The sequence below is a fragment of the Mycobacterium heckeshornense genome, assembly GCF_016592155.1.
GTDB classification, from domain to species: domain Bacteria; phylum Actinomycetota; class Actinomycetes; order Mycobacteriales; family Mycobacteriaceae; genus Mycobacterium; species Mycobacterium heckeshornense.
In genome coordinates this window covers 603,276-629,818 of sequence record NZ_AP024237.1, presented here as the reverse complement: position 1 = coordinate 629,818, position 26,543 = coordinate 603,276, and the positions used below count along the sequence as shown (strand labels likewise).

Sequence of the window (26,543 nt, the reverse complement as noted above, 5' to 3'; positions counted from 1 at the left end):
ACTTTTCGGCGCCAACTCTACCGGCGAGCCGGCGCCGGGCCGGGTCATGGACACGAGCCGAGGTAGGCCGCGCACAATGGGCCGGTCATCGCGTCGAGAACCTGGGCGTCCGACACCGTGGGCCAGGGGGTCTGCGGCGGCGACGACGACCACAGACTCAGTTCGCTGAGGCTGCTGTTTTGCGGCTCGGCCACCAGATAGGTATGCAGGATCACCGGCCCGCTGATCACCGCTGCCAGCCGGTTGGTTTCGTCGACCGTGATCGCCGCCGACTGGTTCGGTGCGCCCAGCTGGCAGCCGCGCAATGCCGCGGCAGCGGAGGTGAGCACCGAAAACGCGTTCTGGCCGCCGCGCGCGGTGTCACCGCGCCAGTGCAGCACCTGCGCCTGCAATTGCCACTGGCCCGGGGGATTGGCCACGGCCGCACGGCTCGCGACGGCATATTCACGTGGGTCTCGTGGTAAAGGCGTTGTGGCACAAAGCTCTTCGAACCGAAACCGCGGTCCGGCGGCGGTACCGGTCACGGGTGCCGCCACCCGGGCCAGCGTGGGCCAGCGGTACGTCCCGTTCAGCGGCACCGCGCCCGGATCGATCCACGCGGTATCAGGGATCTGGTCGCACACCGGTGGGCAGGTCTCCGGGTCGGCCTGTGCGGGGGTTGCGGGCACCTGTGCGGCCGCCAGGCCGCCGGCGAGCAACACCGTCGCCAGGATTACCCGCATCGCACCACCCTCACGAGCGCACAATCGTAGACATGCAATTGACGCATTTCGGTCATTCCTGCCTGCTTGCCGCATTCGACCACACCGCCGTGCTGTTCGACCCGGGAAATTTCTCGCACGGCTTCGAGGGGATCAGCGGCCTGGCGGCGATCCTGATCACCCACCAGCACCCCGACCACGTCGACACCAGGCGACTGCCGGCGCTGATCGACGCCAACCCCGGCGCCGCGGTGTATGCCGATCCGCAGACCGCCGCCCAGCTCGGCCGGCCATGCCGGGCCGTGCGGCCCGGCGACGAACTACCCGTCGGCTCGTTGACCATCAGGGCGGTCGGCGGACGCCACGCGGTCATCCATCCCGAAATTCCGGTGATAGACAACATCTCCTACCTCGTCGGGGATGGCGAGCATCCGGCCCGGTTGATGCATCCCGGTGATGCCCTGTACGTCCCGGACGAGCCGGTGGATGTGCTGGCCACTCCGGCGGCGGCGCCGTGGATGAAGATCTCGGAGGCCGTCGACTACCTGCGGGCGGTGGCGCCGCGGCGGGCGGTGCCCATCCACCACGGCATCATTGCGCCGGAAGCGCGCGGCATCTACTTCAGCCGGCTGAGCGAAATGACCACCACCGACTTTCAGGTGTTGCCCGAAGAGAGCGCGGTCACCTTCTAGCGGCGAGCAGACGCAGAATCGCACATTTCGTGCCGAAATAATGCGATTTCGCGTCTGCTCGGCAACCGGACTAAGCGATGTCGGCGGCGGCGGCGCGGCCGGCGGTACGACCGGAAAAGATGCAGCCGCCGAGGAACGTACCTTCCAGCGCCCGGTAGCCGTGCACGCCCCCGCCGCCGAAACCGGCCGCTTCACCGGCCGCATACAACCCGTCGAGTGGGGTGCCGTCGGCTTTGAGCACCCGGGAATCCAGGTCGGTTTCCAATCCGCCCAATGTCTTTCGGGTCAAGATGTGAAGTTTGACCGCTATCAACGGGCCCGCCTTCGGATCGGTGAGACGGTGGGGCGCCACCACCCGCCCCAGCCGGTCACCCCAATAGCCGCGGGCGGCGCGGATCGCGGTGATCTGGCTGTCCTTGCTGAACCGGTTGGCCACTTCGCGGTCGCGGGCGGTGACCTCCGCGGCCACCGTCGCATAATCCAGCGGCACCACATCGGGAACGGTGTTCATGGCAGTGACCAACTCGCGCAATGAATGAGCGGTGACGAAGTCCACGCCGCGGTCGACGAACGCCTGCACCGGACCCGGCGGGCCGGATCCGGCGCGCGAGCGTAACAGCTGGCGCACACTGCGTCCGGTGAGGTCGGGATTTTGCTCTTGGCCCGACAGCGCGAATTCCTTTTCGATGATCTTGGCGTTGAGCACGAACCAGGTGTAGTCGTAGCCCGACCGGGCGATGTACTCCAGCGTGCCGAGCGTGTCGAATCCCGGATACAGCGGTGCCGGCAGCCGCTTGCCGGTGGCGTCCAGCCACAACGACGACGGTCCGGGGATGATCCGGATACCGTGCCGCGGCCAGATCGGGTCGTAGTTGGTGATGCCCTCGGTGTAGTGCCACATCCGGTCCCGGTTGATCACCCGGGCGCCCGCCTTCTCGGCGATACCGATCATCCTGCCGTCGACGTGTGCGGGCACACCGCTGAGCAGTTGCTCGGGCACCCGGCCCATCCGCTGGGGCCAGTTCTGCCGCACCAGGTCATGATTGCCGCCAATGCCGCCGCTGGCGACGATGACCGCAGGCGCGCGAAATTCGAAGTCATGTATCACCTTTCGGGACGACGGCACCCCTCGCGGTTGATCGGAGGGCTCCAGCACGCTGCCCCGCACCCCGGTCACCGCGCCATTCTCGACGATCAGCTCGTCGACCCGGTGGCGATGCGCGAAGCGCACCGCCGAGCGGTCCCGCAGTTGGCGGGCGAAGATCTCGACCAGCGCCGGCCCTGTGCCCCAGGTGATGTGGAAACGGGGCACCGAGTTGCCGTGCCCGCGAGCGTCATACCCGCCGCGTTCGGCCCAGCCCACCAGCGGGAAAATCCGCAAGCCCCGAGCGCGCAACCAGCTGCGCTTCTCCCCTGCCGCGAAATCGACGTAGGCATAGGCCCATTGGCGCGGCCAATAGTCCTCCGGCCGGTCGAAGCCCGCCGTACCCAGCCAATCCTGCAGCGCCAGCTCGTGACTGTCGTGCACCCCGAGGCGGCGTTGCTCGGGACTGTTGACGAAGAACAGCCCGCCGAATGACCAGAAGGCCTGCCCACCGAGGTTGGCGGCGTTTTCCTGGTCGAGGATCAACACCCGCAGGCCCCGGTCCGCGACTTCGCAGGCGGCGACCAGCCCGGCCAGCCCTGCCCCGACGATGATGACGTCAGCGACTTGCCCCGCCGACCCGGCCGCGGTTTCGCTCATGCCGCTACAGGGTAGTGACCGGGGCGGTCAGGCGGCGTCCGGAACCGCCTGATCGGGCCGCCACTCGTACACGGTGGGCGTGCAGCGGTGCAGCAACGCCAGGTCCACGGCGTCGAGCATCGCCTGCAACGGCCCGGGCTTGCGCAGATGACGGGCGGCAACAGCGACCCGGACAATGCCGCCGCGGCGAGCAACACGCTCGGCCGAAAGCACCAACATCCGACACCACCACGGCTCGGTCAAAAAGCCCTCCCCGATGCCGAGCACCCGGGCGCGCACCGTGGTGTGACGGACCAAGTCGGTGATCCCGTGCAGCTCCGCTAACAATCGAAAACCATTGCGAGGCAAAGCCTTGACTGTACCCGGTGAAGCCAGCCAGCGCGGCGGTGCGAATAGTCTGGTGCGTAGCCCGAGGTGCTCGAGCACCCGGTCGGCCGCCATCAACCGCAGGTTGGCTTCGTGGGCCGGCAACGTGGCGAACTCGCCGCGGCGCTTTTTGGTGGCGGCCTCGTCGTAGCCGTGCAACACGATCGCGGCACCACCGGCGCGGCGGGTGGCCAGCCACTCAACGGTTCCCGGATCGCGGTCGAGCCGGTAGCCGCCCTTGAGCCGCGGTGCCACCAGCAACGACACCGGCACGCCCCGGGAATCCATCTGTGCGCAGAACGCGTCGACGTCGGCCAGGGTGTGCTCGCCGATCCCGGAAACCGAGACGATCAATTTGCCAGACACGCCACCAGTCTGACGATTCCAGGTTTCTGGATGGTGACGAACACGCAGACAACCGGCGTCGAAGCGGCCACACCGCGCGCTGGTGTGCCAACACGGTCCCGATTGCCGCGGGCCACCGGCGGGCAACCCAGCGCAAACTAGCTTGATCAGCTAAGTGCCGCTACGCTCGTCTGGTGCATCGCGCCGTCATGCCCAACCGCCAGCCGACCACCGGCGAACGGACCGATCCGGACAAGCTCGACGCCGGGCTCCTGCGGACCGCTGGCGTGTGCGCGATGGCCGTGGTGATGGCGATCCTGGACACCACGGTCGTCGGTGTCGCGCAACGCACCTTCATCACCGAATTCCACTCCACCCAGGCCGTCGTGGCATGGACGATGACCGGCTACACACTCGCGCTGGCCACCGTGATCCCGCTGGCGGGTTGGGCCGCCGACCGGTTTGGCACCAAGCGACTGTTCATCGGCTCGGTGCTGGCGTTCACGCTCGGCTCGTTGCTGTGCGCGATGGCACCAAACGTCGCGATGCTCATCACCTTTCGGGTGCTACAGGGCCTGGGCGGCGGCATGCTCATGCCGCTGACTGTCACCATCCTGACGCGCGAGGCCGGGCCTGCGCGCATCGGCCGGCTGATGGCACTGCTCGGCATCCCGATGATGCTCGGCCCGATCGCGGGGCCGATACTGGGCGGCTGGCTGATCGACGCTTACAGCTGGGAGTGGATCTTCCGGATCAACCTGCCGATCGGGGTGAGCGCGGTTGTCCTTGCGGCGCTGACCTTTCCCAGGGATCGCACAACGCCGTCCGAGACGTTCGACTTCGTCGGCATGTTGTTGCTGTCGCCCGGCGTGGCCGCGTTCCTCTATGGGGTGTCATCCCTGCCGGCGTACGGCACGATCGCCGAGCCTCACGTGTGGGTACCCGTGGCCGCCGGGCTTGCGCTGATCGGCGGATTCGTGCGGCACGCCCTGGGCACGGACAACCCGCTGATCGACCTGCGGCTGTTCACGAATTCGGAGGTCACCACCGCTAACTCGACGCTATTGCTTTTCGCGGCTGCGTTTTTCGGTGCGGTGCTGCTCATTCCGAGTTGCTTTCAGCAACTGCTGCAGCAGACCGCGCTGCAGTCCGGGTTGCACATGATGCCCGAGCGGCTCGGGGCGCTGCTGACGATGCCGATCGCCGGTATCCTGCTCGACAAGCGCGGCCCGAGCAAGGTGGTCCTGGCCGGTATTACGCTGATCGGCGCCGGCATGGCCACCTTTGCCTACGGTGTGGCAACACACGCGGGATATCTGCCGGTGCTGTTGGCGGCGCTGCTGCTGATGGGTATGGGCCTGGGTTGCACGACGATGCCGTTGGTAGCCGCCGCGGTGCAGTCGCTTGCGCCGCATCAAATCGCCCGCGGCTCGGCGCTGGTCCATGTCAACCTGCAAATCGCGGCGTCGATCAGCACCGCGGTGATGTCGGTGCTCTTGACCAGCCAGCTCGACCACAGCAAAGAGCATGCCTACACAACGGTGTTCGTGGTGGCTGCCGTCTTGGCGGTGCTGGCCTACATCCCCGCGGCGTTTCTGCCGAAGAAACCGGTAACCGCGGCGCCGGGCCTGCCGCCGATGGTGACGCCCTAACCTTGTTGAGCTTCGAAGAGCATCCGCGCGATCCGCTCAACGGTCGTCATCGGATCGACGACCTTCACCCGGGCGCTCACCGCGTCGTTGAGCCACAGCATCGAGAACCCGTGCACCAGTGACCACGCGGCCAGTTCGGCACCGCCCGGGTCGGCACGGGCCTTGGGATCGCGCAAGCTGGCCACGCCGCGGGAAAGTTCTTCTGCCGCCGCGGCCTCCGCAACGGCCAGCCTTGGGTCGGAAGCATCCACCAACGACTTGTCGAACATCACCCGGTAGTGGCCCGGATGCTCCAAGGCAAAACGCACATAGGCCAAGGCCGCATCGACGAAGCTGTGCCGGGCGCCGATTAATGCTGCGGCCAGCATTTCGAACCCCTCGGCGGCCAGCGCGGTAAACAGGCCACGCCGATCGGCGAAGTGGTGCGCGGGCGCGGCGTGCGACACCCCCGCTGCGCGGGCCAGCTCGCGCAGCGACACCCGATCCGCGCCCCGCTCGGCCACCAGTCGGGCTGCCTGAGTCAAGATCACGGCCCTCAAGTCGCCGTGGTGATACGTCGGCCGGCTCACGGCGACCACCCTACCGAACTATCTTGACAGTGACTAGATGGCGACCGTATGCTCAGCTCCGACCCCGAACTTGTCAGTGTCTAGATTGGAGCGACGAGATGGCCCCGTTGATCACGCTGCTGGTGGCCGCGGTCGCGGCCCGGGTCGTCGGCTGGTTCGGCGCCGAGTATCTCGACAGCTGGCCCACGGCGCTCGCGGTCGGCCTGGCCGCGATGTTCCTGTTGACGGGTGTGGCGCACTTCGTGCCGCCGCTGCGCCGCGACCTCATCGCGATCGTGCCGCCCCGCCTGCCTGCGCCTCGACTGCTGGTGACGGTGACCGGGGTGCTGGAGTTTGCCGGCGCCGCAGGCCTGCTGGTGCCCGCTACCCGGGCGGCTGCTGCGGTGTGCCTGCTGGTGCTGATGCTGGCGATGTTCCCGGCCAACGTCTACGCAGCCCGGATGCCCAACCCGCCCAAGTCGATGACGACGCGGCTATCCCTGCGCATCGCTCACGAGATCGTCTACCTGGGTGCTGCCGTAGTGGTCGCGATCGGCGGCAGCTAGCAGCCACGCGTACTGGAACGCCACCTCTTTCCACCGCTCGTAGCGCCCGCTGATACCGCCGTGGCCGGCGCTCATCTGCGTCTTCAATAGCACCGGGTTGGTGTCGGTTTTGGTGTGCCGCAACGCCGCTGCCCACTTCGCGGGCTCGACGTAATACACCCTGGTGTCGTGCAGCGACGTCATCGCCAGAATCGGGGGATAGTCCTGCGCAGTGATGTTTTCGTACGGCGAATACGATTTGATGTAGAAGTAGACGTCACTGTCGCGCAAGGGGTTTCCCCACTCGTCCCACTCGGTGACGGTCAACGGCAGGGACGGGTCGAGCAGGGTGGTCAGCGGATCGACGAACGGTACCTGCGCCAGGATGCCGGCGAAGAGCTCGGGCGCCATATTGGCCACCGCGCCCACCAGCAGTCCACCGGCGCTGCCGCCCAATGCCACCAGGTTCTGCGGTCGGGTTACGCCCGCCTCCACCAGATGCCGCGCCACCGCCACGAAGTCGGTGAAGGTGTTCTTTTTTTGCAGTAGCTTGCCGTGCTCGTACCACAGCCGGCCCATCTCACCGCCGCCGCGGACATGGGCGATAACGAACACCATTCCACGGTCCAGCAGGGACAGCCGCGCGATGGAAAAGCGCGGGTCCTCACAGATCTCGTAGGCGCCGTAGCCGTATAGCAGTGTAGGAGCCGGCAATTCGATGCCCTTGCGGTGGACGATCGACACCGGGATCCGGGCTCCGTCGGCGGCGTAGGCCCAGTCCCGGCGTTCGACATAGTCCTCGCGGCGGTAGTCACCGAGCACCGGCTGCTCGCGCAACAGGGTGCGCTCGCCGGTGACGAAGTCGACGTCGTAGATCTGTACCGGGGTCAGAAACGACCCCGCTCCGATCCGAAGTTTTGGTGAATCCCAGCTCGGGTTGGGACCCAGCCCGGCCGACATCAGCTCAGAGTCGAACCTGATCTCTTCCGGCCGCCCGTAGCCCCCGTCGGGCTGCACGGGCCACAGCTGGATGCGCGGCAACGCCGCGCGCCGGTAGCTGACCACCAGATGGCTCGCGAAGGCGTCGACCGCGTCAAGCCGCACATCGTCGCGGTGCGCGATCAATGTGCGCTGGGCGGTGGGATCGTCGACCGGAGCCTCGGCGAGGGTGAAGTTGATCGCACCGTCGTTGTGCAGGATCAAAAACCGGTCCTGGCCACCGACCACCGCATGCTCCACCGAATACTCGACGCCGTCGCGTCGTGGCAGCACGGTGGTGAACTGCGCATGCGGGTCGGCGGCGTCGGCATAGCGCACCTCCGAGGTGATGGCGGAGCCGGACACGATCAGCACATAGGCGTCGCTGCGCGTGCGCCCCACCGCCAGCCAAAACCGTTCGTCGGCTTCGTGATACACCTTCTCACTCGGCAAACCCGAGTTGAGCCGATGCCGCCACACGGTGTCGGGCCGCCACGCCGCGTCCACCGTCACGTAGTACACCGTGCGATTGTCGGTGGCCCAGGTCACCCCCGCGCCGATGCCGGTAATCTCGTCGGGGTATCGCTCGCCTGTGCGTAGGTCCTTGAACCGCAGGGTGTATCGCTCGTCACCGACGTGGTCGACGGAGTATGCGAGCACGTTGCCGTCCGGGCTGACGGCGGCGGCGCCGAGCGCAAAGAAGTCGTGACCCTCGGCTTCGACGTTCTCGTCCAGCAGCACCTGCTCGCCGGGGATCTCGGTGTGTTCGTCAAAGATCGGCGGATTCCAGTCATGCCGATCACGCACGGGGCAACGGCAGTGGACACCATACTGCTTGCCTTCGTAGCTGCGGACGTAATACCACCAGTCACCGCGACGGGTCGGCACCGACAGGTCGGTTTCTTTGGTGCGCGCCTTGATCTCGTCGAAAATCTGTTGGCGCAGCGGCTCGAGGTGCGCCGTCATCGCGTCGGCGTAGGCATTTTCCGCTTCGAGGTGCGCGACGACTTCAGGGCTGGATTTGTCGCGCAGCCACTCGTAGGGATCAATGAAGACGTCGCCGTGATACACGCGGCGAGTCTCAACCCGTTTGGCCACTGGGGGCAGCGCAGGTGGGCGAGCCATATTGCGCCGCTCCTCCTCATCGCTGCGCTCTGCATCGTCGCCGGCGCTCATGCCGCGGGGCCAATCCAGTCGTCGAAGCGCAGGCCCGAAATTCGTTCGTAGGCGTCGATGTAGCGGGCACGGGTCGCATCGATAATATGCTCCGGCAACGCAGGCGGAGGCTTCGAGCCGGTCCGGTCCCAGCCCGATTCCGGGCTGGTGAGCCAATTGCGGACGAACTGCTTGTCGAAGCTGTGCTGCACCACCCCTTCTCGGTAATTTTCGGCCAGCCAGTACCGCGACGAATCCGGTGTGAACACTTCGTCGGCCAGCACGAGGTTGCCATGATCGTCAACGCCAAACTCGAACTTGGTGTCCGCGATGATGATTCCCCTCTTCAGTGCATGGTCGGCGGCCTGAACGTAGGTTTGCAGCGTACGATCACGCAGCTGATTGGCGCGCACCGCTCCGACCATCTCGATTACCCGTGCGAACGGAATGTTTTCATCGTGCTGTCCCAGTTCGGCTTTCGTCGCCGGAGTAAACAATGGGGTCGGAAACCTGCTGGCCTCAACCAAGCCTGGTGGCAACGGGATGCCGCAGAGTTTGCCGGTCCTTTGGTAGTCCACCAGCCCCGAGCCGGTCAGGTAGCCGCGGGCCACGCACTCTACCGGAACCATCTCCAGCTCCCGCACCACCAGCGCGCGTCCGAGCACCTCGTCGGGAATCCGCGGGTCGTCAGGTGGCCCGGCCAGATGATTGGGGGCGTCAACCAGGTTGAAGAAGAACACACTCATCGCGGTCAAAACACGGCCCTTGTCCGGGATCGTGCTGTCCAAGACATAGTCGAAGGCCGAGATCCGGTCGGTCGCGACGAACAGCAGGTGCTTGTCGTCGATGCGGTACAGCTCACGAACCTTGCCGCTGGCCAGGTGCTGGTAGTCGGACAAAGCGGGACGCATCGCGCCAGCCTATCCGGCAGCTGCGCGAACCAACACTGTGCTGGGATCGAGATTATGAGATTGCGCTACCTGCCCTACGCCACCAGACCCGGCCGGTTGCTGGCCCAACTGTGCAGCGATATCTTCGTCGTCCTGTGGACGGCCGCATGGGTGCTTGTCGGCGTGGCAGTGCACGCCGCCGTGGCGGCCATCGCTGGAGTGGGCCGGCAGGTCAACAGCGGCGCGCACGGCATCGCCACCAATCTGCAGTCGGCGGGCCATAGCGCGGAACGTATCCCGCTGGTGGGCGGCGCGGTCAGCAAGCCGCTCACCGCAGCCAGCGACGCGGCCCTCGACATCGCCGGCGCCGGCCACAACCTGGACACCACTGCCAGCTGGTTGGCCGTGCTGCTGGCGCTGGCGGTGGCCGCCCCGCCGATCCTGGCGGTGGTGATGCCGTGGCTATTCCTGCGGCTGCGGTTTTTCCGGCGCAAATGGACCGTGACCGCGCTGGCCGCCACGCCCGCCGGCGAACAGCTGCTCGCGCTGCGGGCCTTGGCCAACCGGCCGCTGCGCCGGCTGACCGCGGTCGACGCCGATCCGGTCGGCGCATGGCGCCGCGAGGATCCGGTCACGATCGCCGGCCTGGCGGCCCTCGAGCTGCGGTCCGCGGGACTGCAAACCCGCTAGGACGGCGGTCGGCAAGCCGCTGTCGATCCGCACCTGCTGCCGTGGCATCGCATACGACCCCATGGCCAAAAGCCAGGAATCCCGCACCGATTAACGCCGTCAGCGCCGCAGCAGCACGCGCGGCACGTGTAGCAGCCCGGCGACCACCACGACCAGCCACGCCGCCAAGGCGTTCCAGAAGAAGACCAGCGAAACCGTTTGCAGCGAGCGCACACCAAGCTCGAGCGCCATGGCATAGGTGGCCGCTGAGTACATGCCCAGCGGAAACACCATCGCCCACCACACACCGGCAAACTGTAGTGCCGCCGGCCGCCGGCTGATGTGGTGCAGCCCGAAGTAGATCAGCGGAGGAATCCACAAGGTGGCCACCAGCCAGCTCACTTGCGTGATTGCACGTACGCTTCCGGCCAGCCAGCCGGTGGCCAGCTGGTGGATGTAGTCGCCGGCCAGTGTCGCAATGGCCAACGCGCCCATCAGGATCCAGCTATCCGGCTCGAATCCGTCGCGTTGTCGTCGCTCCCCGACAGCACGCCGCAGGATCAGCGCAGTCATCACACCGTAGAGGCACATCGCCGCAACCCACAACGGTATGGCGATCACCAGCCACCAGCGGTGACCGGTGTAATCGGCAAGCAGCACCATCATGATCACCAAGCCTGAGGTGGCCACGCTGGCCAGTTCCCAGGCGCCGTGCGAGCGGTCCCGCAGTGCAGGCCACGCAGTGCCCCACATGTTGCGCGCGGTGATCAGGACCAGCGCCAGCCAAGCCGACAACGCCACTGCGCCAAGAATCTGGGCAACCGTCACATGGGCAGCCACCCGGCTGCCCACTACCGCACATGCGGCGACGAAGCTAAACAACCGCAGCGTCACATCAGGATCGGCAACGTCCCAAACGGCGATCCGTCGTTTGACGGCGGCGGTGGCGAGCACCAAGGCGACAAGCACCAGCAAGGCGAGCGTGGCCAGCACGTCGAGCGTCTCACTGAGCAACCGATACTGATGGCTGCGTGCGGCGATCGACAAGACACCGGTCGCCATCACCGCCGCGAAAACGTCTGGTGTCAGCTCGATGTTGCTGAACCGCAGCGTCACGACGGGGCGAGCAGTTCCACGACCAGATGCCGGATGCCGGTGTGCCGGTTGCTGCGAGCCCATTCGACCGGTGCCGCGACGCGCACCGCCTCGAAGCGCGCCAGCAGCTCCTCGAATAGCACCCGTAGCTCCAGCCGGGCCAGATTTGCGCCCAGGCAGTAGTGCACGCCTTGGCCGAATCCTAAGTGCGGATTGGGTTTTCGAGTGATATCAAATTCGTCGGGTTGGTCGAATACATTGGGGTCGCGGTTGGCCGAGCCTTCCCACACCAGGACTTTCTGACCGGCGTTGATCGGCTGGCCGCCCAGGGTGACTGCCCGGGTGGCGGTGCGCCGCTTCGACGGCGACGGCGACGTCCACCGCACCATCTCTTCGATCGCCGTCGCCAACAACTCGCCGTCGCTGCGCAAGCGGCGCCACTGCTCGGGGCGTTCGGCCAACGCGAGCAGCCCGCCGGCGATGGCGTTGCGGGTGGTCTCCGCGCCCGCGCTGAACAACAGGTGGAAGAACAGGTACAGCTCGGCGTCGGACAGGCAGGGCGCCGCAGGGTCATCGATGGTGGCGGTCACGACCGTGGAGAGCATGTCGTCGGCGGGTTGGGCGCGTTTGCGCGCGATCAGCTCCTGCCCGTAGGCATACAACTGCGACCCGGCGTCTTCGACATTCAGCCGCGGCATGGACGCGGTGCGCGAAGCGCCGAAATCGAATCCGGGCTCGACCGCCTCGAACAGCCAGTGCCGGTCGGCCTCCGGCACTCCCAGCAGAATGCAGATCATCTGCATCGGCAGCTCGGCGGCGATATCGACGACGAAATCGAACGCCACACCCGGGGTAACACGGTCGAGCAGCCGGCGCGCCCGCCCCCGCAGATCGTCTTCGACGCGCCGGATCATCCGCGGCGTCAGCCCCGAGCTGACCAGGCGGCGGATGTGCGTGTGCCGTGGGTCGTCCATCATGTTGAGCACTTGGCCAGCGATGGGCAGGTCTTGCAGCACCGTGCCGCCGTACGGTCGCTCACCGCCGGTCACCGACGAGAAGGTCGAAGGATCACGCAGCACCGCAAGGGTTTCTGCGTACGTGGCCACTGACCAGAAACCCTCTCCGTCGGGTGTGTGCTCGGTCGGCTCATGCCAGAACACCGGCGCTTCGCGGCGATGGATCGCGAACAGGTGATGGGGAAAACCGTTGGCGAAGTTGTCCAGGTCGGTGAAGTCGATCTGGGAGAGCGCAACCGAGACGGTCATGGCCTACAGAATCGCACCCGGAGTGTACTTGGCGGCATCCGGGTAGCGGCTGACCAGCGCATCGACCTGCGCCACCACCGCGTCGACCTGGTCGTCGGCGGCGCCGACGAAGGTCTGCCGGTCGGCCAGCACCGCTTCCAGCGCGCGGCGGTCCAGCGGCAACCGGGGGTCGGCGGCCAGCCGCTCCAGCAGCTCGGGCTCACCGCCGTCGCGCATGGCCAGTGCGGCCGCGACGGCGTGCTCGCCGATCACCTCGTGCGCCGACTCCCGGCCCATGCCGGCGCGCACCGCGGCGATCAAAACCTTGGTAGTGGCCAAAAACGGCAGATAGCGGTCCAGCTCGCGCTGGATCACCGCGGGGTAGGCCCCGAACTCGTCGAGCACCGTCAAAAAGGTCTCGATCTGCCCGTCGACGGCAAAGAAGCTGTCCGGCAACGCTACTCGGCGCACCACCGAGCACGACACGTCACCCTCGTTCCACTGTGCACCGGCCAGTTCGGCGGTCATCGCCGCGTAACCGCGCAGCACCACTTGCAGACCGTTGACCCGTTCGCAGCTGCGGGTGTTCATTTTGTGTGGCATCGCCGAGGATCCGACTTGTCCGGGCGCAAAACCCTCAGTGACCAGCTCGTGCCCGGCCATCAGCCGAATGGTATGCGCCAGCGACGACGCGCCGGCGCCCAACTGCACCAGCGCAGATACCACGTCGTGATCCAGCGAGCGCGGATACACCTGCCCGACGCTGGTCAAAACCGTTGAAAAACCCAAAGATTCAGCGACGCGCCGCTCGAGTTCGGCCAGCTTCGCCGCATCCCCGTCCAACAGGTCGAGCATGTCCTGCGCGGTGCCCATCGGGCCCTTGATGCCGCGCAGCGGATAGCGGTCGATCAGCTCACGCAGCCGGGTCAACGCGATCAGCGTCTCCTGCGCCGCCGAGGCGAACCGCTTACCCAAGGTGGTGGCCTGGGCGACGACGTTGTGGCTGCGCCCGGCCATCACCACATCGCGATAGGTCAGGGCCCGTTCGGCCAGCCTCGCCGCGACGGCCACGCCGTGGCTGAACACCAATTCCAACGACCTGCGGATCTGCAGCTGCTCGACGTTCTCGGTGAGGTCGCGGCTGGTCATGCCCTTGTGGATGTGCTCGTGACCGGCCAGCGTGTTGAACTCTTCGATGCGTGCCTTGACGTCGTGGCGCAACACCCGCTCGCGCGCCGCGATAGAGGCCAGGTCGACGTCTTCGAGCACCCGTTCGTAATCGGCGATCACCTGCTCCGGCACGTCGACGCCGAGCTCCGCCTGTGCCCGCAGCACCGCCAGCCACAGCCGCCGTTCCGCGACGACCTTGGCCTGCGGCGACCAGATCGCGACCATGTCGGCGCTGGCGTAGCGGCCGGCCAGCACGTCGGGGATGCTCACAACGACACAGCTTACGGTCGTGATGCGGCAAGCTGGGCGAATGTACTTCGTCGGCGTCGATCTTGCATGGGGCGAAATCAGCCAAAGCGGTGTCGCGGTGGTCGACGCCGCCGGCCGGCTGGTGCATGTCGGTACGGCGCTCGACGACGCGAGCATCGAGAACGCGCTGTCGCCCTACATCCGTGACGACTGCCTGGTCGCGTTCGACGCGCCGCTGATCGTGACGAACCCGACTGGGTATCGGCCCTGCGAGAAGGCGCTCAACCGCGATTTCGGCAGGTTCGAGGCTGGCGCGCGCCCGGCCTATACCGGCAGGCCTGAATTTGCGGACGTTCCGCGCGGGGCGAGACTGGCCGGCGCGCTGGGCCTCGACATCGACCCGCACTCGCAGGCCCAGCGACGAGCCATCGAGGTGTATCCACATCCGGCCACCGTGGTGCTGTTCGGCCTGGATCGCACATTGAAGTACAAGCGCGGCCCGCTCGGCACCCGCCAGCGCGAGTTGCTGCAGCTGATGACGCTGATCGAGCGGCTGGATGAGGCGACGCCCCGACTTCGGGTTAACCACAACGTGGCCTGGGTCGAGTTGCGCAACAGGGTCACCGCGGCGACCCGCCCGGTGCAGTTAGACGGCGCCGAAGATCCTGTCGACGCCGTGCTGTGCGCCTACGTCGCGCTGTACTGGTATCACCGCCCGGAAGACGTCGCCATTTACGGTGACGGCGCGACCGGCTACATCGTCACCCCGTCGCTTGCCAGCGATACCCACAACGCGAAAGCGCACGACCCCGACGACGTCGAGCAGCGGCTCGCCCGCCTCGCCGCACTCCTCGAGGACGCCCAGCTCGAATTGGAAGCGCTTCGGCGGCAACTTTCGCCACCGCCAGACGGGCGCTGATCCGACGGTTTCCACGGCAGCCGCGGCCGTCAAATAGCAACCGGAGGCTGCTCGAAAGGCGCGAAGACGTCGATGATTTCGAGCAGCGTCGCCCGCGCGGCGGCGCGCGGGTCCTGCCGGTCGTCGACGAGTGCGCAGATCACCGCGCCGTCGACCGCGCAGATCATCGTGGAGACCAGGCCGATGCGCACCGAGCGACCGGATCGTTCGACCGCTTCGGCGATGGCGTCGGCGCGCTGTCGCAGGATCCGGCGCTGGATGTCGCGCAACGCGGGCAGGCGCGCGCAGGCGATGTAGCGCTCGTAGCGCGAGGTCAGCTGGTCTTTGAGCCCGGGATCCGACGCGCCGCTGACCAGCAGGTCGACCAACACGTCAGCGGTGGTTTCGGGGCCGCGGCGGCGCCGCGACAGCGCGGCCACCCGGGCCCGCAGCTGCGCAACCTCCAGCATCCCGATGTGTTCGACGGCGCTGGCGATGAGCTCGTCCAAAGACGAGAAATAGTAGGTGGTCGACGCCAACGGCAGCCCCGCCCGGTGCGCGACGGCCCGGTGCCGCACCGCCTCGAACCCACCCTCACACAGCAACTCAGCGGCTGCGGTGACCAGCGCGTACCGCCGGCGTTCTCCCTTGGGGGTAACAGCTGCGGTCACCCCCGTCATGCTGCCAGTTCAGTAGGTGCCGCATCGGCCTTTCGGATAAACGGCCATGCGGCTGCACTTATGATGGCCCGCATGCCCGAGGTGACCCGTCGGGCCGTGCTGCGCCTGGGTGTCAGCGCGGCGGCCGGAGCTGTGAGCGCTTATGCGCTGGGCGCGCAGCTGCATTCACGGCGCGCGGTTGCCGTGCCGGTGTCGATGGCGGCCACCGGCGTTCCGCTGGCGCCGGCCCCACCACTGGAACCAGCACCGGCTGCGGCGCCGACAATGTCAACCGGCTCGTTTGTGTCGGCCGCGCGCGGCGGGATCTCGACCAACTGGGCTATCGCCCGCCCGCCTGGTCAGACCAAAGCCTTGCGACCGGTCATCGCGTTGCACGGCAAGGGCTCTGACGCGGCCACGGTAATGGCCGGCGGCGTCGAGCAGGGGCTCGCTCAGGCGGTCCGGGCCGGTCTGCCGCCGTTCGCGGTGGTCGCCGTCGACGGCGGCGGAAGCTATTGGCACAAAAGGGTTTCCGGCGAGGACTCGGGTGCCATGGTGCTAAACGAGTTGATACCGATGCTGAGCACCCAGGGCCTGGACACGTCGCGGGTGGCGTTTTTGGGCTGGTCGATGGGTGGCTACGGCGCACTGCTGCTCGGCAGCCGGCTGGGTCCGGCCCGCACCGCGGCGATCTGCGCGGTGAGCCCGGCGCTGTGGCTGTCGCCCGGGGCGACTGCGCCGGGAGCGTTCGACGGCGCCGACGACTGGTCGGCGAATTCGGTGTTCGGCCAGCCTGCGCTGGCGGCCATCCCGATCCGGGTGGACTGTGGCAACAGTGACCCGTTCTATGCAGCGACCCGGCAATTCGTGGCGCAGCTGCCCAATCCGCCGGCGGGCGGCTTCTCACCGGGCGGACACGACGCCGGTTTCTGGAGTTCGCAGCTGCCCGCCGAGCTCACCTGGATCGCCCCGCTGCTCGTCGCTTAGCGATCCTCCCGGTGTGCGGCCCCGCCCGGCAGGGGTGTACAACTGTTCACCAAGAGCGTGTATGACGTTTTGCGGCCAGGTACCACCACTGGGCAAGCACATGACAGACAAGGACCAACGCGATGGCGTTTTCACTTGAGCTTTCCGAGGACGTGATCCAGGTTCGGGACTGGGTTCACGAGTTCGCCGCCGATGTGGTTCGGCCGGCTGCCGCCGAGTGGGACGAACGCGAAGAGACTCCCTGGCCGATCATCCAGGAAGCCGCCAAGGTGGGCCTCTACTCCATCGACCTGTTCTCGGCGCAGGCCGCGGAACCGACCGGGTTGGGCATGCTGACGGTGTTCGAGGAGATGTTCTGGGGTGACGCGGGAATCGCGTTGTCGATCCTCGGCACCGGGCTGGCCGCGGCGTCGCTGGCCGCCACCGGCACTCGCGAGCAGCTCACCGAGTGGCTGCCGCAGATGTTCGGCACCGTCGACGACCCTAAGCTGGCGTCATTCTGCTCCTCGGAACCCGACGCGGGATCTGACGTCGGCGCGATCGCGACCCGCGCTCGTTACGTGGAGGCGACCGACGAGTGGGTGCTCAACGGCACGAAAACCTGGGCCACCAACGGCGGTATCGCCAACGTGCACATCGTGGTCGCCTCCGTCTATCCCGAGCTGGGCACACGGGGGCAGGCCACGTTCATCATCCCGCCGGACACTCCGGGTTTTCGGCAGGGACAGAAGTTTTCCAAGCACGGCATCCGCGCCTCGCACACCGCCGAAGTGATATTGGATGACGTGCGGATCCCCGGCCGGTTAATCGTCGGCGGGCGGGACAAGTTCGAGGAACGAATCGCACGCGTGCGGGAAGGAAAGAGCGCGGGCGGCCAGGCGGCCTTGACGACATTCGAGCGGACCCGGCCCGCAGTCGGGGCGATGGCGTTGGGCGTGGCGCGCGCAGCCTACGAATACGCGCTGGAGTATGCCCAACAGCGCGAGCAGTTCGGCCGCAAGATCGGCGATTTCCAGGCGATCGCATTCAAGCTCGCGGATATGAAGGCCCGGATCGACGCCTCGCGGCTGCTGGTGTGGCGGGCCGGGTGGATGGCCCGCAACAACAAGCCGTTTGTCGCCGCCGAGGGTTCGATGGCCAAGCTCGTCGCCAGCGAAACCGCCGTCTACGTCACCGATGAGGCAGTCCAAATACTCGGCGGCAACGGGTATACCCGGGAATATCCCGTGGAGCGGATGCGCCGAGACGCCAAGATTTTCACCATCTTCGAGGGCACCAGCGAGATCCAGCGCCTGGTCATCAGCAGGGCGATCACCGGCTTACCGCTGCGATAAACCGCAGGGGGAGACTTTACCAGAAGGCTTACGATAGCTGATACTATAGCGATTCGCCGCGAACGTGCGTCACGAAGGTTACCGAATTGGCTAAACAGGCAGCCGCCGAGAAACGACAGCGGCGCGAACGCGGATCGATCAGCGTCGACGAAATCCTCAACGGCGCTTTCGAAGTGGCCGAGCAGGTGTCGATCGACAACCTCAGCATGCCGCTGCTGGCCAAGCACCTTGACGTCGGCGTCACAAGCATCTACTGGTACTTCCGCAAGAAAGACGACCTGTTGAATGCGATGACCGACCGCGCGCTCGGTCAATACGACTTCGCCACCCCGTTCGTCGAAGGCCGGGACTGGCGTGAGTCGCTCCACAACCACGCACATAAGATGCGCCAAACGTTCCGCGCCAACCCCGTCCTGTGCGACCTGATCCTGATCCGGGGCACGTTTGGCAGGGAAGCCACCCAGGCGGCCTTCCAGAAGCTGGAGAAAGCCGTCGCTACCCTGGTCGAGGCCGGGCTGTCACCGCAGGACGCGTTCGACACCTACGGTTCGATCTCGGTGCACGTCCGCGGTTCGGTGGTCCTCGAACGCCTGCAAGCCAAATCCGGCGGCGACGGGCCGCACACCGACGGTGCGGCACGCATCATCGACCCCGCCACCATGCCGCTAATCGCCGAACTGACCGGCAAAGGCCACCGTATCGGCGTGGCCGACGACATCAATTTCGAATACGGCCTCAACTGCATTCTTGACCACGCCAGCCGGCTCATCGAGCAGAACACCAAATCGACTGCAGACCAGGCAAATTCGAAGCCTTAAACCTCGATGACGACCGCCCCGCCCTGACCGCCGCCAGCACACATCGCAGCCACCCCGATCCCGCCGCCGCGGCGGCCCAACTCGTGTACGAGCGTGGTGAGCATGCGGGCCCCGGTGGCCGCGATGGGGTGGCCGAGGCTGCACCCGCTGCCGTAGATGTTCACTCGGTCCTCGTCGAGCCCGTACTCACGGCATGCGGCGATCGGCACCGACGCGAACGCCTCGTTGATCTCCCACAACGTGACATCGTTGGCGGACAAACCGGCTCGGTCTAGCACCTTGCCGATCACCCGGACCGCTCCCAGCCCGGTGTCCCGCGGTTCGACGCCGACGGCCGCCCAGGTTTTGACGCTGCCCATCACGGTGAGTCCCGCTGAGCGGGCAAAGCCCTCGTCGGCCAAGGTCAGGGCAGCGGCAGCGTCGTTGGTGCCGCTGCTGTTGCCCGCGGTGATGGAAAACCCCTCGATTTCGGGATGTAACACCTTCAGCGAAGCCAGCTTCTCCATGCTGGTGTCGCGGCGTGGATGTTCGTCCACGCTGAAGTCGGTCAGCGCGCCGTCGGCGCCCTGGATCTTCAGTGGGACGATCTCGTCGACGAACTTGCCGGCATCGATTGCCGCGACGGCGCGTTGATGTGACCGCAACGCCCAGGCGTCCATTTCTTCGCGGCTGATGCCGAGCGCCTTGGCGGTGTTCCAGCCAACGGTAATCGACATGTCGCGGGTGGGAGCATCCGGTGTTTCCGGGTGCGAGGGCGGCATCCATCGCTCCTCGAACTCCAGGCTCGGTCCCGGGATGCGCCAGTTCATCAGCGGCCCGGTCGACAGTGACTGCACGCCCCCGGCGACGACCACTTGTTCGACGCCGCAGCCGATCTGGGCGGCCGCATCGGCGACCGCGGTCAGGCTGCCCGCGCAATGCCGGTTGACCGCCTGTCCCGGTACCGACACCAGACCTGACGCCGCGGCCGCGTAGCGGGCCAGATCGCCACCACCGTAATGAGATTCGGCAAGGATGATGTCGTCGATCACCGCGGGGTCGATGCCGGATCGCCGGACCGTTTCTTCGAGCACGGTGGTCGCCAGCACCTCGGCGGGTGTGTTGACCAGCGAGCCTTTGAATGAGGTCCCGATTGCGGTCCGCGCGGCGCTGACGATGACAGGCTTGGGCATGGCCAGCAATAGTAACAACTACCGTAACCGTGACGATAAGCGGGTCGGCCGCTCAGGCAGACGGTGTGGCCGCGCTCTTCGGGTTGAGGTCGGCGAGGTGTCCGCTTTCCGTGCCGGCCGCCGGGTCCAGCTGGCAGTCGACGATCGCCGGACCATGGGATGCCAGCGCCTCGCTTAACGCGGACTGCAACTCGGCGGGGGTGGTGACGTGATAGCCCCTGCCGCCGAATGCGTGTGCGATCAGCTCGTGACGCGCCTGCGCGCTCAGGACGGTGGGCGCGGGGTCGCTCCCGCGTGCCGAGATCTCGTCGCCGCGGTAAACCCCGCCGTTGTTGAGCACGACGACGGTAATCGGCAGGCGGTAGCGGCACACGGTCTCGAATTCCATGGCGCTGAAGCCGAACGCGCTGTCACCCTCGATGGCGACCACACGTTGTCCGGTCTCGACCGCGGCCGCGATCGCATATCCCATGCCGATGCCCATCACTGCCCACGTGCCGCTGTCGAGCCGGTGCCGCGGCGCATGCATGTCGATGACATTGCGGGCGATGTCTAACGCGTTGGCGCCCTCGTTGACCACGTAGACGTCTGGATGGTGCGCAAGCACGTCGCGCACAGCGCGCAGCGCGTTGTGGAATCGCATCGGGTGCGGGTCGTCGGCCAGGCGCTGGCGCATCGCGGCGTCATTGCTGGCGCGGCGCTCGGCGAGTTCACCCGTCCACGCCGTCGGTGCGGCGACCGGAAGCTCGCGCATGCGGTCGAGCAGGGCAGTGATCACCGAGCCGATGTCACCGGCCAGGGGCGCCGCGATCGGCCGGTTGCTGTCGAATTCGGACGCCTCGATGTCGACCTGGATGAACTTTGCGTCGGCGGACCATCGTGGCGGCTCGCCGTGGCCCAGCAGCCAATTCAGCCGGGCGCCGACCAGCATCACCACATCCGCGCGGCCCAGCGCCAGCGAACGCGCGGCCGCCGCCGACTGTGGATGGGAATCGGGCAGCAGCCCCTTGGCCATCGACATCGGCAGGAACGGAATCCCCGTGGACTCCACGAATTGCCGAATCTCGTTGTCGGCCCTGGCGTATGCCGCACCTTTTCCCAGGACGATCAGCGGCCGCTGTGCCTGTGCCAGGAGCCGAACCGCGCGGTCGACCGCCTCGGGTGCCGGCAGCTGGCGCGGCGCGGGGTCGACGACGCGCCATAGCGTCTCAGCGGCGGCGGCAGCGTCCATGGCTTGGCCGAGCACCGCGCCCGGGACGTCGAGATAGACGCCGCCCGGTCGGCCCGAGACCGCAGCGCGAATGGCGCGGGCCACGCCCAGCCCGATGTCTTGTACCCGCCCGATCCGGTACGCCGCCTTGGCGAATGGCCGGGCGGCGGCCAGCTGGTCGAGCTCCTCGTAGTCGCCGCGTTGCAGGTCGACCAGCTGCCGTTCGCTCGATCCCGAGATTTGGATCATCGGGAAGCAGTTCGTGGTGGCATTCGCCAGCGCGACGAGGCCGTTGAGGAATCCGGGCCCCGACACCGTCAGACAGATACCCGGGCGTCGGGTGAGAAACCCGGCGGCGGCCGCGGCATTGCCGGCGGAAGTCTCGTGCCGGAACCCGATGAAGCGAATTCCCGACGCCTGCGCGAGGCGGGCCAGATCGGTGATCGGGATACCCACCAGCCCATAGATCGTCTCGACCCCGTTGAGCGTGAGCGCGTCGACAAGCACGTGGAAGCCGTCGGTCAAGTCAGCCGATGTAGAGTGCGTCGTCATCGCTCCACTGTCGCATCCGGGTCAACGACTAGCGTGTGATCGATGACTTCGACCGCCGAAACGTCGAGCCCGCGCGTCGCGGATCTGGTCCGGGCCGCTGCACGGCGCTGCCCGCAGGCGCGCGCGCTCGTCGTCACCGCCGATCGGACCCCGATCAGCTATCGGGGCCTGCTTGGATTGGTCGACGATTTGGCCGCACAGCTGGCGCGCGGGGGGCTGCGGCCCGGCGACCGGGTGGCGTTGCGCGCCCCCAGCAGCGCCGAGTTCGTGTCCGGGTTATTGGCGGGTTCCCGGGCCGGCCTCGTGGTTGTCCCGGTGGATCCTGCGCTGCCTCTGGCCGAGCAGCACGCCAGGATCGCCGCGGCGGGAGCGCGGGTTGTGTTGACCGACGCCGACGATCCCGGAGACGCCCCGTTCCCGTGTTGGTCCATCTCGCTGGGCAACGGCGCGGTGAGCCTGCACCCCGCCGGGGCGCCGTTGGGACCCTCCGCACCCCTGGAGGGATTGCGGCCCGATGACGCGATGATCATGTTCACCGGCGGCACGACCGGCTCGCCGAAGATGGTGCCCTGGACTCACGACAACATCGCCTGCTCGGTGCGCGGCATCATCGCGACCTATGGGCTCGGCCCGCAGGACGCGACCGTCGCGGTGATGCCGCTTTTTCACGGTCACGGTTTAGTGGCCGCGCTGCTGTCGACGCTGGTATCGGGGGGCACGGTGTTGCTTCCGGCTGCCGGGCGGTTTTCTGCGCACACGTTCTGGGACGACGTGCGCGCAGCCGGGGCCACGTGGTTCACCGCGGTGCCGACCATTCACCGTATCCTGTTGGAACGCAGTGGGATTGACCGGCCGCGAGACGGTGTCGCGCTGCGGTTTATCCGCAGCTGCAGCGCAGCGCTCAGTGCCGAGACCGCGCAGGCGTTGCGCGCGGAGTTCGGCGCGCCGGTGTTGAGCGCCTACGGCATGACCGAGGCGACCCACCAGGTCGCCAGCACCAGAGACGACCAGACCGTGACCACCGGTTTGGTCGGCCGGTCCAGCGGAGCCGAAATCCGGGTTGTCGGCGAGGACGGCCGGCCCTGCCCGCCGGAGATGGTGGGCGAGGTCTGGCTGCGCGGCCCGACGGTGGTGCGCGGCTATTTGGCGAATCCGCAAGCAACCGCTCAGACGTTCACCGACGGGTGGCTGCACACCGGTGATCTGGGGATGCTGTCGGAGACGGGAGAGCTGACCCTTCGCGGTCGGATCAAAGAGCTCATCAACCGGGGCGGGGAGAAGATCTCACCCGAGCGTGTCGAGGCGGTGCTGTCCAGCCACCCCGATGTCGCGGAGGCGGCCGTGTACGGCGTCGCCGACCCGCTCTACGGCGAGACGGTCGCCGCGGCGGTGGTGGCGGCGTCCTCCGCCGCGCCAAGCGCCGCCGAGCTGACCGAGTTCTGCCGGGAATGGCTGGCGCCCTTCGAGGTTCCCGCCAGCATTTGGGTGGCCGACGAACTGCCGCACACGGCGAAAGGTTCGGTGGACCGCCGGGCCGTGGCCGAGCGGTTCCGACCATGACCGCACCCTTTGACTGGGACCTTCCTTACGGTTGGCCGCGAAAGCCGATCCTGGCCCGCAACGTGGTGTGCACCTCGCAACCGCTTGCCGCCCAAGCGGGTCTGCAGATGCTCGCCGACGGCGGCAGCGCAGTCGACGCGGCCGTCGCCGCTGCCGTCACCCTCACGGTGGTGGAACCGGTCTCCAACGGGATCGGCTCGGACGCCTTCGCCATCGTCTGGGATGGCCACCGTCTGCACGGGCTCAACGCGTCGGGCCGATCCCCCACCGCTTGGACACCCGAATACTTCGGCAACCGCGGTGTCCCGCCGTTTGGCTGGGATTCGGTCACCGTGCCCGGCGCGGTGTCGGGCTGGGTGGAGCTGCACGCCAACTTCGGTCGACTGCCCTTTGCGCGGCTTTTTGAGCCAGCAATTGCCTACGCCCGCAATGGTTTTCTCGTTTCGCCGACAGTCGCCGCGCAGTGGGCAGGTCAGGTGCCACTGTTCCGGGACCAGCCGGGGTTCGCCGACGTGTTCATGCCCGGCGGCCGCGCCCCGAAGGCCGGTGAGCTCGTGACGTTTCCCGATCATGCCGCCACGCTTGAGAAGATCGCCGCCACCACCGGTGCGGCGTTTTATCGTGGAGAGCTGGCGGCGCAGCTGGAGGCCCATGCGGCGGCCAACAGCGCCGCCATGCGGGCCAGCGACCTCGCCGCTCACCGCGCCGACTGGGTCGGCACAATCAGCGGTTCCTACCGCGGCTACACCATCCACGAGATCCCACCCAACGGCCAGGGAATCGTCGCCTTAATCGCGTTGGGCATTCTCGAACAGTTCGAGATGGATTCTGCTCCAGTAGATTCCGCTGACAGTCTGCATCTGCAGATCGAAGCACTCAAGCTGGCCTTCGCCGACGCGCACGCCTATGTCGCCGACATCGACCACATGCCGCTGCGCCCGGAGAAGCTGCTCGACCGCGAGTACCTGAAGCACCGTGCGGCGCTGATCGACCCGAAACGGGCCAAGCCGGCGTTCGCGGGAACGCCGAGCGGCGGCACAGTGTATCTCACCGCGGCCGACGCGTCCGGCGTCATGGTGTCGATGATTCAGTCGAACTACCTGGGCTTCGGCTCCGGTGTGGTGGTGCCGGGAACGGGAATCGCGTTGCACAACCGCGGCGCGAATTTCGCTGCGACACCCGGGCATCCGAATCAGGTGGGCCCGCGTAAACGGCCGTACCACACGATCATTCCGGGCTTCGTCACCAAAGACGCCGCGCCGGTGATGAGCTTTGGGGTGATGGGCGGACCCATGCAGCCCCAAGGCCACGTGCAGGTGATGGTCCGCATCGTCGACCATGGCCAAAATCCGCAGGCCGCCTGTGATGGTCCCCGGGTCCGCTGGGTGCAGGGCATGCAGGTCTGCTGCGAACGCGGTTTTCCGCCGGCGACTCTCGACGAGCTGCGGCAGCGCGGCCACCAGCTGGTTGTGGCAGACGACTACGACCAGTTCGGCAGCTGCCAGGCGATCTGGCGGCTTGACGACGGCTATCTCGCGGTGAGCGATCCCCGCCGGGACGGTCAGGCCGCGGGCTTCTAGACGTGGATCTTGTCCTCCGCGGCGAGCAATGCGATGTCGCTGCGAAAGTGCCCGCCGGGCAACTTGATTGAATCGATGATGCGATAGGCCACCGAGCGCGCACCGGACAGGTCGGGACCGGTGCCCACCACCGAGAGCACCCGGCCGCCTGAAGACACGATCGCGCCGTCGTCGCGGCGGGCCGTCCCGGCGTGCAACACGCCATCGGCCTCCGCGCCGACGACCACGTCGCCGAGCCGAGGCCGCCCCGGATAGTTTTCCGCCGCCAGCACCACAGTCACCGCGGCCCCGTCGCGCCAGCGCAGATCTCCGAAGCTCGCCAACCCACCGGTGGCTGTCGCGTACAGCAGTTGGCCCAGCGGCGATTCCAGCAACGCCAGCACCGACTGGGTTTCCGGATCCCCGAAGCGGCAGTTGAATTCGACCACCGCCGGCCCCGCGGCGGTGATCGCCAGACCGGCGTAGAGCAGCCCGCAAAACGGACTGCCGCGCCGGACCAGTTCGGCGGCAACGGGTTCGACGATCTCGCCGACGATCTGCTGGCAGGTCTCGGCGGGCAGCCAGGGCAACGGTGCGTAGGCACCCATGCCACCGGTGTTGGGTCCGGTATCGCCGTCGCCGACCCGCTTGAAGTCCTGCGCGGCCAGCATCGGCACTACCGTGCGGCCGTCAACCAGGCTGAACAGCGACACCTCCGGGCCGTCGAGGTAAGACTCCAACACCACCGGGTGCCCGGCTTCGAGCAGCCCCGCGGCGTGCGCGCGGGCGACCTCGCGGTCGGGCGTCACCACCACGCCCTTGCCCGCCGCCAGCCGGTCGTCTTTCACGACCCATGCCGGGTCACCCGCGGCCACCCCGAACCGCGCCAGCGCCGCATCCAAGTGCGCAGGGTTATCCACGATCTCGCTGGCAGCGGTGCGCACCCCGGCCGCGGCCATCACCTCCTTGGCGAACGCCTTCGAACCTTCGATCCGCGCGGCGTCTTCGGAGGGCCCGAAGCAGGCGACGCCGGCGTCGCGCAGCGCGTCGGCCACGCCGAGCACCAGCGGTATCTCGGGACCGATGACCACCAGATCGGAGCGCACCCGCTGGGCCAGCTCGACAACCTCTTCCGCCGAGGTGATGTCGACCGGGTGCTGCTCGGCGATCAGCGCGGTCCCGGCGTTGCCGGGGGCAACAAAAAGCGCATCGACTTCAGGATCGTCGCGCAAAGCCAACAACAGAGCATGCTCACGGGCACCGGAACCGATTACCAGGACGCGCACAACACGTCACCCTAATGGGGAGTGCCGGTTAGTCGAGCGTCTTACCCGTGTGCATCTTGACCGCCGCGTTGACGTTGGCCTTCTTGTCGTCGGCGGTTCCTTCGGCGGCGGCCTTCTTACGCCTGGCCGTTACCCGTTCGATCACGCCGTTCAGCCCCGAGCCGAGCGGGAACCCGACGTAGTGGGTCAAAAAGATGGCCACTTCGCGCAGTTCGTCCTCGGTCAACTCCCCGTTCTGCAATGCGGCGTTGACCTGAACCTCGGCGAGGTCCTGCTGCCCGAGCGCGGTGACAACCGATAACGTCATCAGTCGCTTGTCACGCATGGACAATCCGGGACGCGTCCAGATCCGCCCGAAGAGGTGATCGACGGTCAACGCGAAATACTCGCCCGGCATATCCGGCATATCCCAGGCGTAGACCTCGTTCATCTTCTCGAGGCCTTTGCGACGCAGTTCGTCCATCG

Annotated in this window: 24 protein-coding genes; 10 read left to right on the top strand and 14 right to left on the bottom strand. The window is 67.1% G+C overall.

What is annotated here, in order from left to right; translation table 11 throughout:
• Nucleotides 1-44: 44 nt before the first annotated feature.
• On the bottom strand, nt 45-722 hold the full coding sequence (locus MHEC_RS02940; RefSeq protein ID WP_048889721.1) for a hypothetical protein: 678 nt from the start codon (nt 720-722) through the stop codon (nt 45-47).
• Between the two features lie 32 nt (nt 723-754).
• On the opposite strand from MHEC_RS02940, the gene MHEC_RS02935 reads away from it, so the two are divergent.
• A complete protein-coding gene (locus MHEC_RS02935) occupies nt 755-1,393 on the top strand; it encodes an MBL fold metallo-hydrolase (RefSeq protein WP_048889720.1) in 639 nt (212 codons plus the stop codon).
• Between the two features lie 70 nt (nt 1,394-1,463).
• On the opposite strand, the gene MHEC_RS02930 is transcribed toward MHEC_RS02935, so the two are convergent.
• Complete coding sequence (locus MHEC_RS02930) at nt 1,464-3,137, bottom strand: FAD-binding dehydrogenase (RefSeq protein WP_048889719.1); 1,674 nt, start codon at nt 3,135-3,137, stop codon at nt 1,464-1,466.
• A gap of 27 nt (nt 3,138-3,164) precedes the next feature.
• Entirely contained in the window at nt 3,165-3,869 is a 705-nt protein-coding gene (locus MHEC_RS02925; RefSeq protein WP_048889718.1) for a DUF2334 domain-containing protein, read from the bottom strand.
• Between the two features lie 188 nt (nt 3,870-4,057).
• On the opposite strand from MHEC_RS02925, the gene MHEC_RS02920 reads away from it, so the two are divergent.
• Nucleotides 4,058-5,500: a DHA2 family efflux MFS transporter permease subunit gene (locus MHEC_RS02920; RefSeq protein WP_048889891.1), complete on the top strand. Its 1,443-nt coding sequence runs from the start codon at nt 4,058-4,060 to the stop codon at nt 5,498-5,500.
• Here the strand turns inward: MHEC_RS02920 and MHEC_RS02915 are convergent.
• Nucleotides 5,497-6,069, bottom strand: coding sequence for a TetR/AcrR family transcriptional regulator (locus MHEC_RS02915; protein WP_048889890.1), 573 nt, complete (start codon nt 6,067-6,069; stop codon nt 5,497-5,499). The two genes, MHEC_RS02920 and MHEC_RS02915, sit on opposite strands and share 4 nt — an antisense overlap.
• Nucleotides 6,070-6,167: 98 nt before the next feature.
• Here MHEC_RS02915 and MHEC_RS02910 point away from each other — a divergent pair, with 98 nt between their 5' ends.
• Nucleotides 6,168-6,614 (top strand): DoxX family protein, encoded by a 447-nt coding sequence (locus MHEC_RS02910; protein ID WP_048889717.1) that lies wholly within the window; start codon nt 6,168-6,170, stop codon nt 6,612-6,614.
• Here the strand turns inward: MHEC_RS02910 and MHEC_RS02905 are convergent.
• Together MHEC_RS02905 and MHEC_RS02900 are read right to left on the bottom strand one after the other, a co-directional pair.
• Nucleotides 6,543-8,696 (bottom strand): S9 family peptidase, encoded by a 2,154-nt coding sequence (locus MHEC_RS02905; protein ID WP_048889889.1) that lies wholly within the window; start codon nt 8,694-8,696, stop codon nt 6,543-6,545. The genes MHEC_RS02910 and MHEC_RS02905 overlap by 72 nt on opposite strands.
• A gap of 47 nt (nt 8,697-8,743) precedes the next feature.
• Nucleotides 8,744-9,637 (bottom strand): phosphoribosylaminoimidazolesuccinocarboxamide synthase, encoded by an 894-nt coding sequence (locus MHEC_RS02900; RefSeq protein ID WP_048889716.1) that lies wholly within the window; start codon nt 9,635-9,637, stop codon nt 8,744-8,746.
• 54 nt (nt 9,638-9,691) lie between these two features.
• Between MHEC_RS02900 and MHEC_RS02895 the strand changes: the two genes are divergently transcribed.
• Nucleotides 9,692-10,306 (top strand): hypothetical protein, encoded by a 615-nt coding sequence (locus MHEC_RS02895; protein WP_048889715.1) that lies wholly within the window; start codon nt 9,692-9,694, stop codon nt 10,304-10,306.
• Nucleotides 10,307-10,405: 99 nt separating this feature from the next.
• On the opposite strand, the gene MHEC_RS02890 is transcribed toward MHEC_RS02895, so the two are convergent.
• The 3 genes from MHEC_RS02890 to purB are packed head-to-tail and all read right to left on the bottom strand — an operon-like array spanning nt 10,406 to nt 14,064.
• Nucleotides 10,406-11,401 carry a tellurite resistance/C4-dicarboxylate transporter family protein gene (locus tag MHEC_RS02890; protein WP_048889714.1) on the bottom strand — a complete coding sequence of 332 codons (996 nt, stop codon included), beginning with the start codon at nt 11,399-11,401 and terminating at the stop codon, nt 10,406-10,408.
• Entirely contained in the window at nt 11,398-12,645 is a 1,248-nt protein-coding gene (locus MHEC_RS02885) for a cytochrome P450 (protein ID WP_048889713.1), read from the bottom strand. Before MHEC_RS02885 ends, MHEC_RS02890 begins: the two co-directional genes overlap by 4 nt.
• A 3-nt stretch (nt 12,646-12,648) precedes the next feature.
• Nucleotides 12,649-14,064 carry an adenylosuccinate lyase gene (gene purB / locus MHEC_RS02880; protein WP_048889712.1) on the bottom strand — a complete coding sequence of 472 codons (1,416 nt, stop codon included), beginning with the start codon at nt 14,062-14,064 and terminating at the stop codon, nt 12,649-12,651.
• Between the two features lie 40 nt (nt 14,065-14,104).
• On the opposite strand from purB, the gene MHEC_RS02875 reads away from it, so the two are divergent.
• Nucleotides 14,105-14,962 (top strand): DUF429 domain-containing protein, encoded by an 858-nt coding sequence (locus MHEC_RS02875; protein WP_048889888.1) that lies wholly within the window; start codon nt 14,105-14,107, stop codon nt 14,960-14,962.
• Nucleotides 14,963-14,991: 29 nt separating this feature from the next.
• Here the strand turns inward: MHEC_RS02875 and MHEC_RS02870 are convergent, their stop codons facing one another.
• On the bottom strand, nt 14,992-15,621 hold the full coding sequence (locus MHEC_RS02870) for a TetR/AcrR family transcriptional regulator (RefSeq protein WP_099868918.1): 630 nt from the start codon (nt 15,619-15,621) through the stop codon (nt 14,992-14,994).
• Nucleotides 15,622-15,681: 60 nt separating this feature from the next.
• Between MHEC_RS02870 and MHEC_RS02865 the strand changes: the two genes are divergently transcribed.
• The 3 genes from MHEC_RS02865 to MHEC_RS02855 all read left to right on the top strand — a co-directional run bounded on the left by MHEC_RS02865 (nt 15,682) and on the right by MHEC_RS02855 (nt 18,739).
• On the top strand, nt 15,682-16,587 hold the full coding sequence (locus MHEC_RS02865) for an alpha/beta hydrolase (protein WP_048889710.1): 906 nt from the start codon (nt 15,682-15,684) through the stop codon (nt 16,585-16,587).
• 122 nt (nt 16,588-16,709) lie between these two features.
• Nucleotides 16,710-17,921 carry an acyl-CoA dehydrogenase family protein gene (locus tag MHEC_RS02860; protein ID WP_048889709.1) on the top strand — a complete coding sequence of 404 codons (1,212 nt, stop codon included), beginning with the start codon at nt 16,710-16,712 and terminating at the stop codon, nt 17,919-17,921.
• Between the two features lie 86 nt (nt 17,922-18,007).
• On the top strand, nt 18,008-18,739 hold the full coding sequence (locus tag MHEC_RS02855) for a TetR/AcrR family transcriptional regulator (RefSeq protein ID WP_048889708.1): 732 nt from the start codon (nt 18,008-18,010) through the stop codon (nt 18,737-18,739).
• Here MHEC_RS02855 and MHEC_RS02850 read toward each other — a convergent pair.
• The gene (locus MHEC_RS02850; RefSeq protein ID WP_048889707.1) at nt 18,736-19,911 is read right to left on the bottom strand and encodes a thiolase family protein; all 1,176 of its coding nucleotides are present in this window, start codon (nt 19,909-19,911) and stop codon (nt 18,736-18,738) included. The genes MHEC_RS02855 and MHEC_RS02850 overlap by 4 nt on opposite strands.
• Nucleotides 19,912-19,963: 52 nt before the next feature.
• Nucleotides 19,964-21,673: an oxalyl-CoA decarboxylase gene (oxc, locus tag MHEC_RS02845; RefSeq protein ID WP_048889706.1), complete on the bottom strand. Its 1,710-nt coding sequence runs from the start codon at nt 21,671-21,673 to the stop codon at nt 19,964-19,966.
• Between the two features lie 42 nt (nt 21,674-21,715).
• Between oxc and MHEC_RS02840 the strand changes: the two genes are divergently transcribed.
• Nucleotides 21,716-23,233, top strand: a complete 1,518-nt coding sequence (locus tag MHEC_RS02840; protein ID WP_048889705.1) for a FadD7 family fatty acid--CoA ligase — start codon at nt 21,716-21,718, stop codon at nt 23,231-23,233.
• Nucleotides 23,230-24,813 (top strand): gamma-glutamyltransferase family protein, encoded by a 1,584-nt coding sequence (locus MHEC_RS02835; RefSeq protein ID WP_048889704.1) that lies wholly within the window; start codon nt 23,230-23,232, stop codon nt 24,811-24,813. The genes MHEC_RS02840 and MHEC_RS02835 overlap by 4 nt, the downstream gene beginning before the upstream one ends.
• Here the strand turns inward: MHEC_RS02835 and purD are convergent.
• On the bottom strand, nt 24,810-26,078 hold the full coding sequence (gene purD / locus MHEC_RS02830; RefSeq protein ID WP_048889703.1) for a phosphoribosylamine--glycine ligase: 1,269 nt from the start codon (nt 26,076-26,078) through the stop codon (nt 24,810-24,812). The two genes, MHEC_RS02835 and purD, sit on opposite strands and share 4 nt — an antisense overlap.
• A 28-nt stretch (nt 26,079-26,106) precedes the next feature.
• The gene (locus MHEC_RS02825) at nt 26,107-26,541 is read right to left on the bottom strand and encodes a carboxymuconolactone decarboxylase family protein (RefSeq protein ID WP_048889702.1); all 435 of its coding nucleotides are present in this window, start codon (nt 26,539-26,541) and stop codon (nt 26,107-26,109) included.
• Between the last annotated feature and the right edge of the window lie 2 nt (nt 26,542-26,543).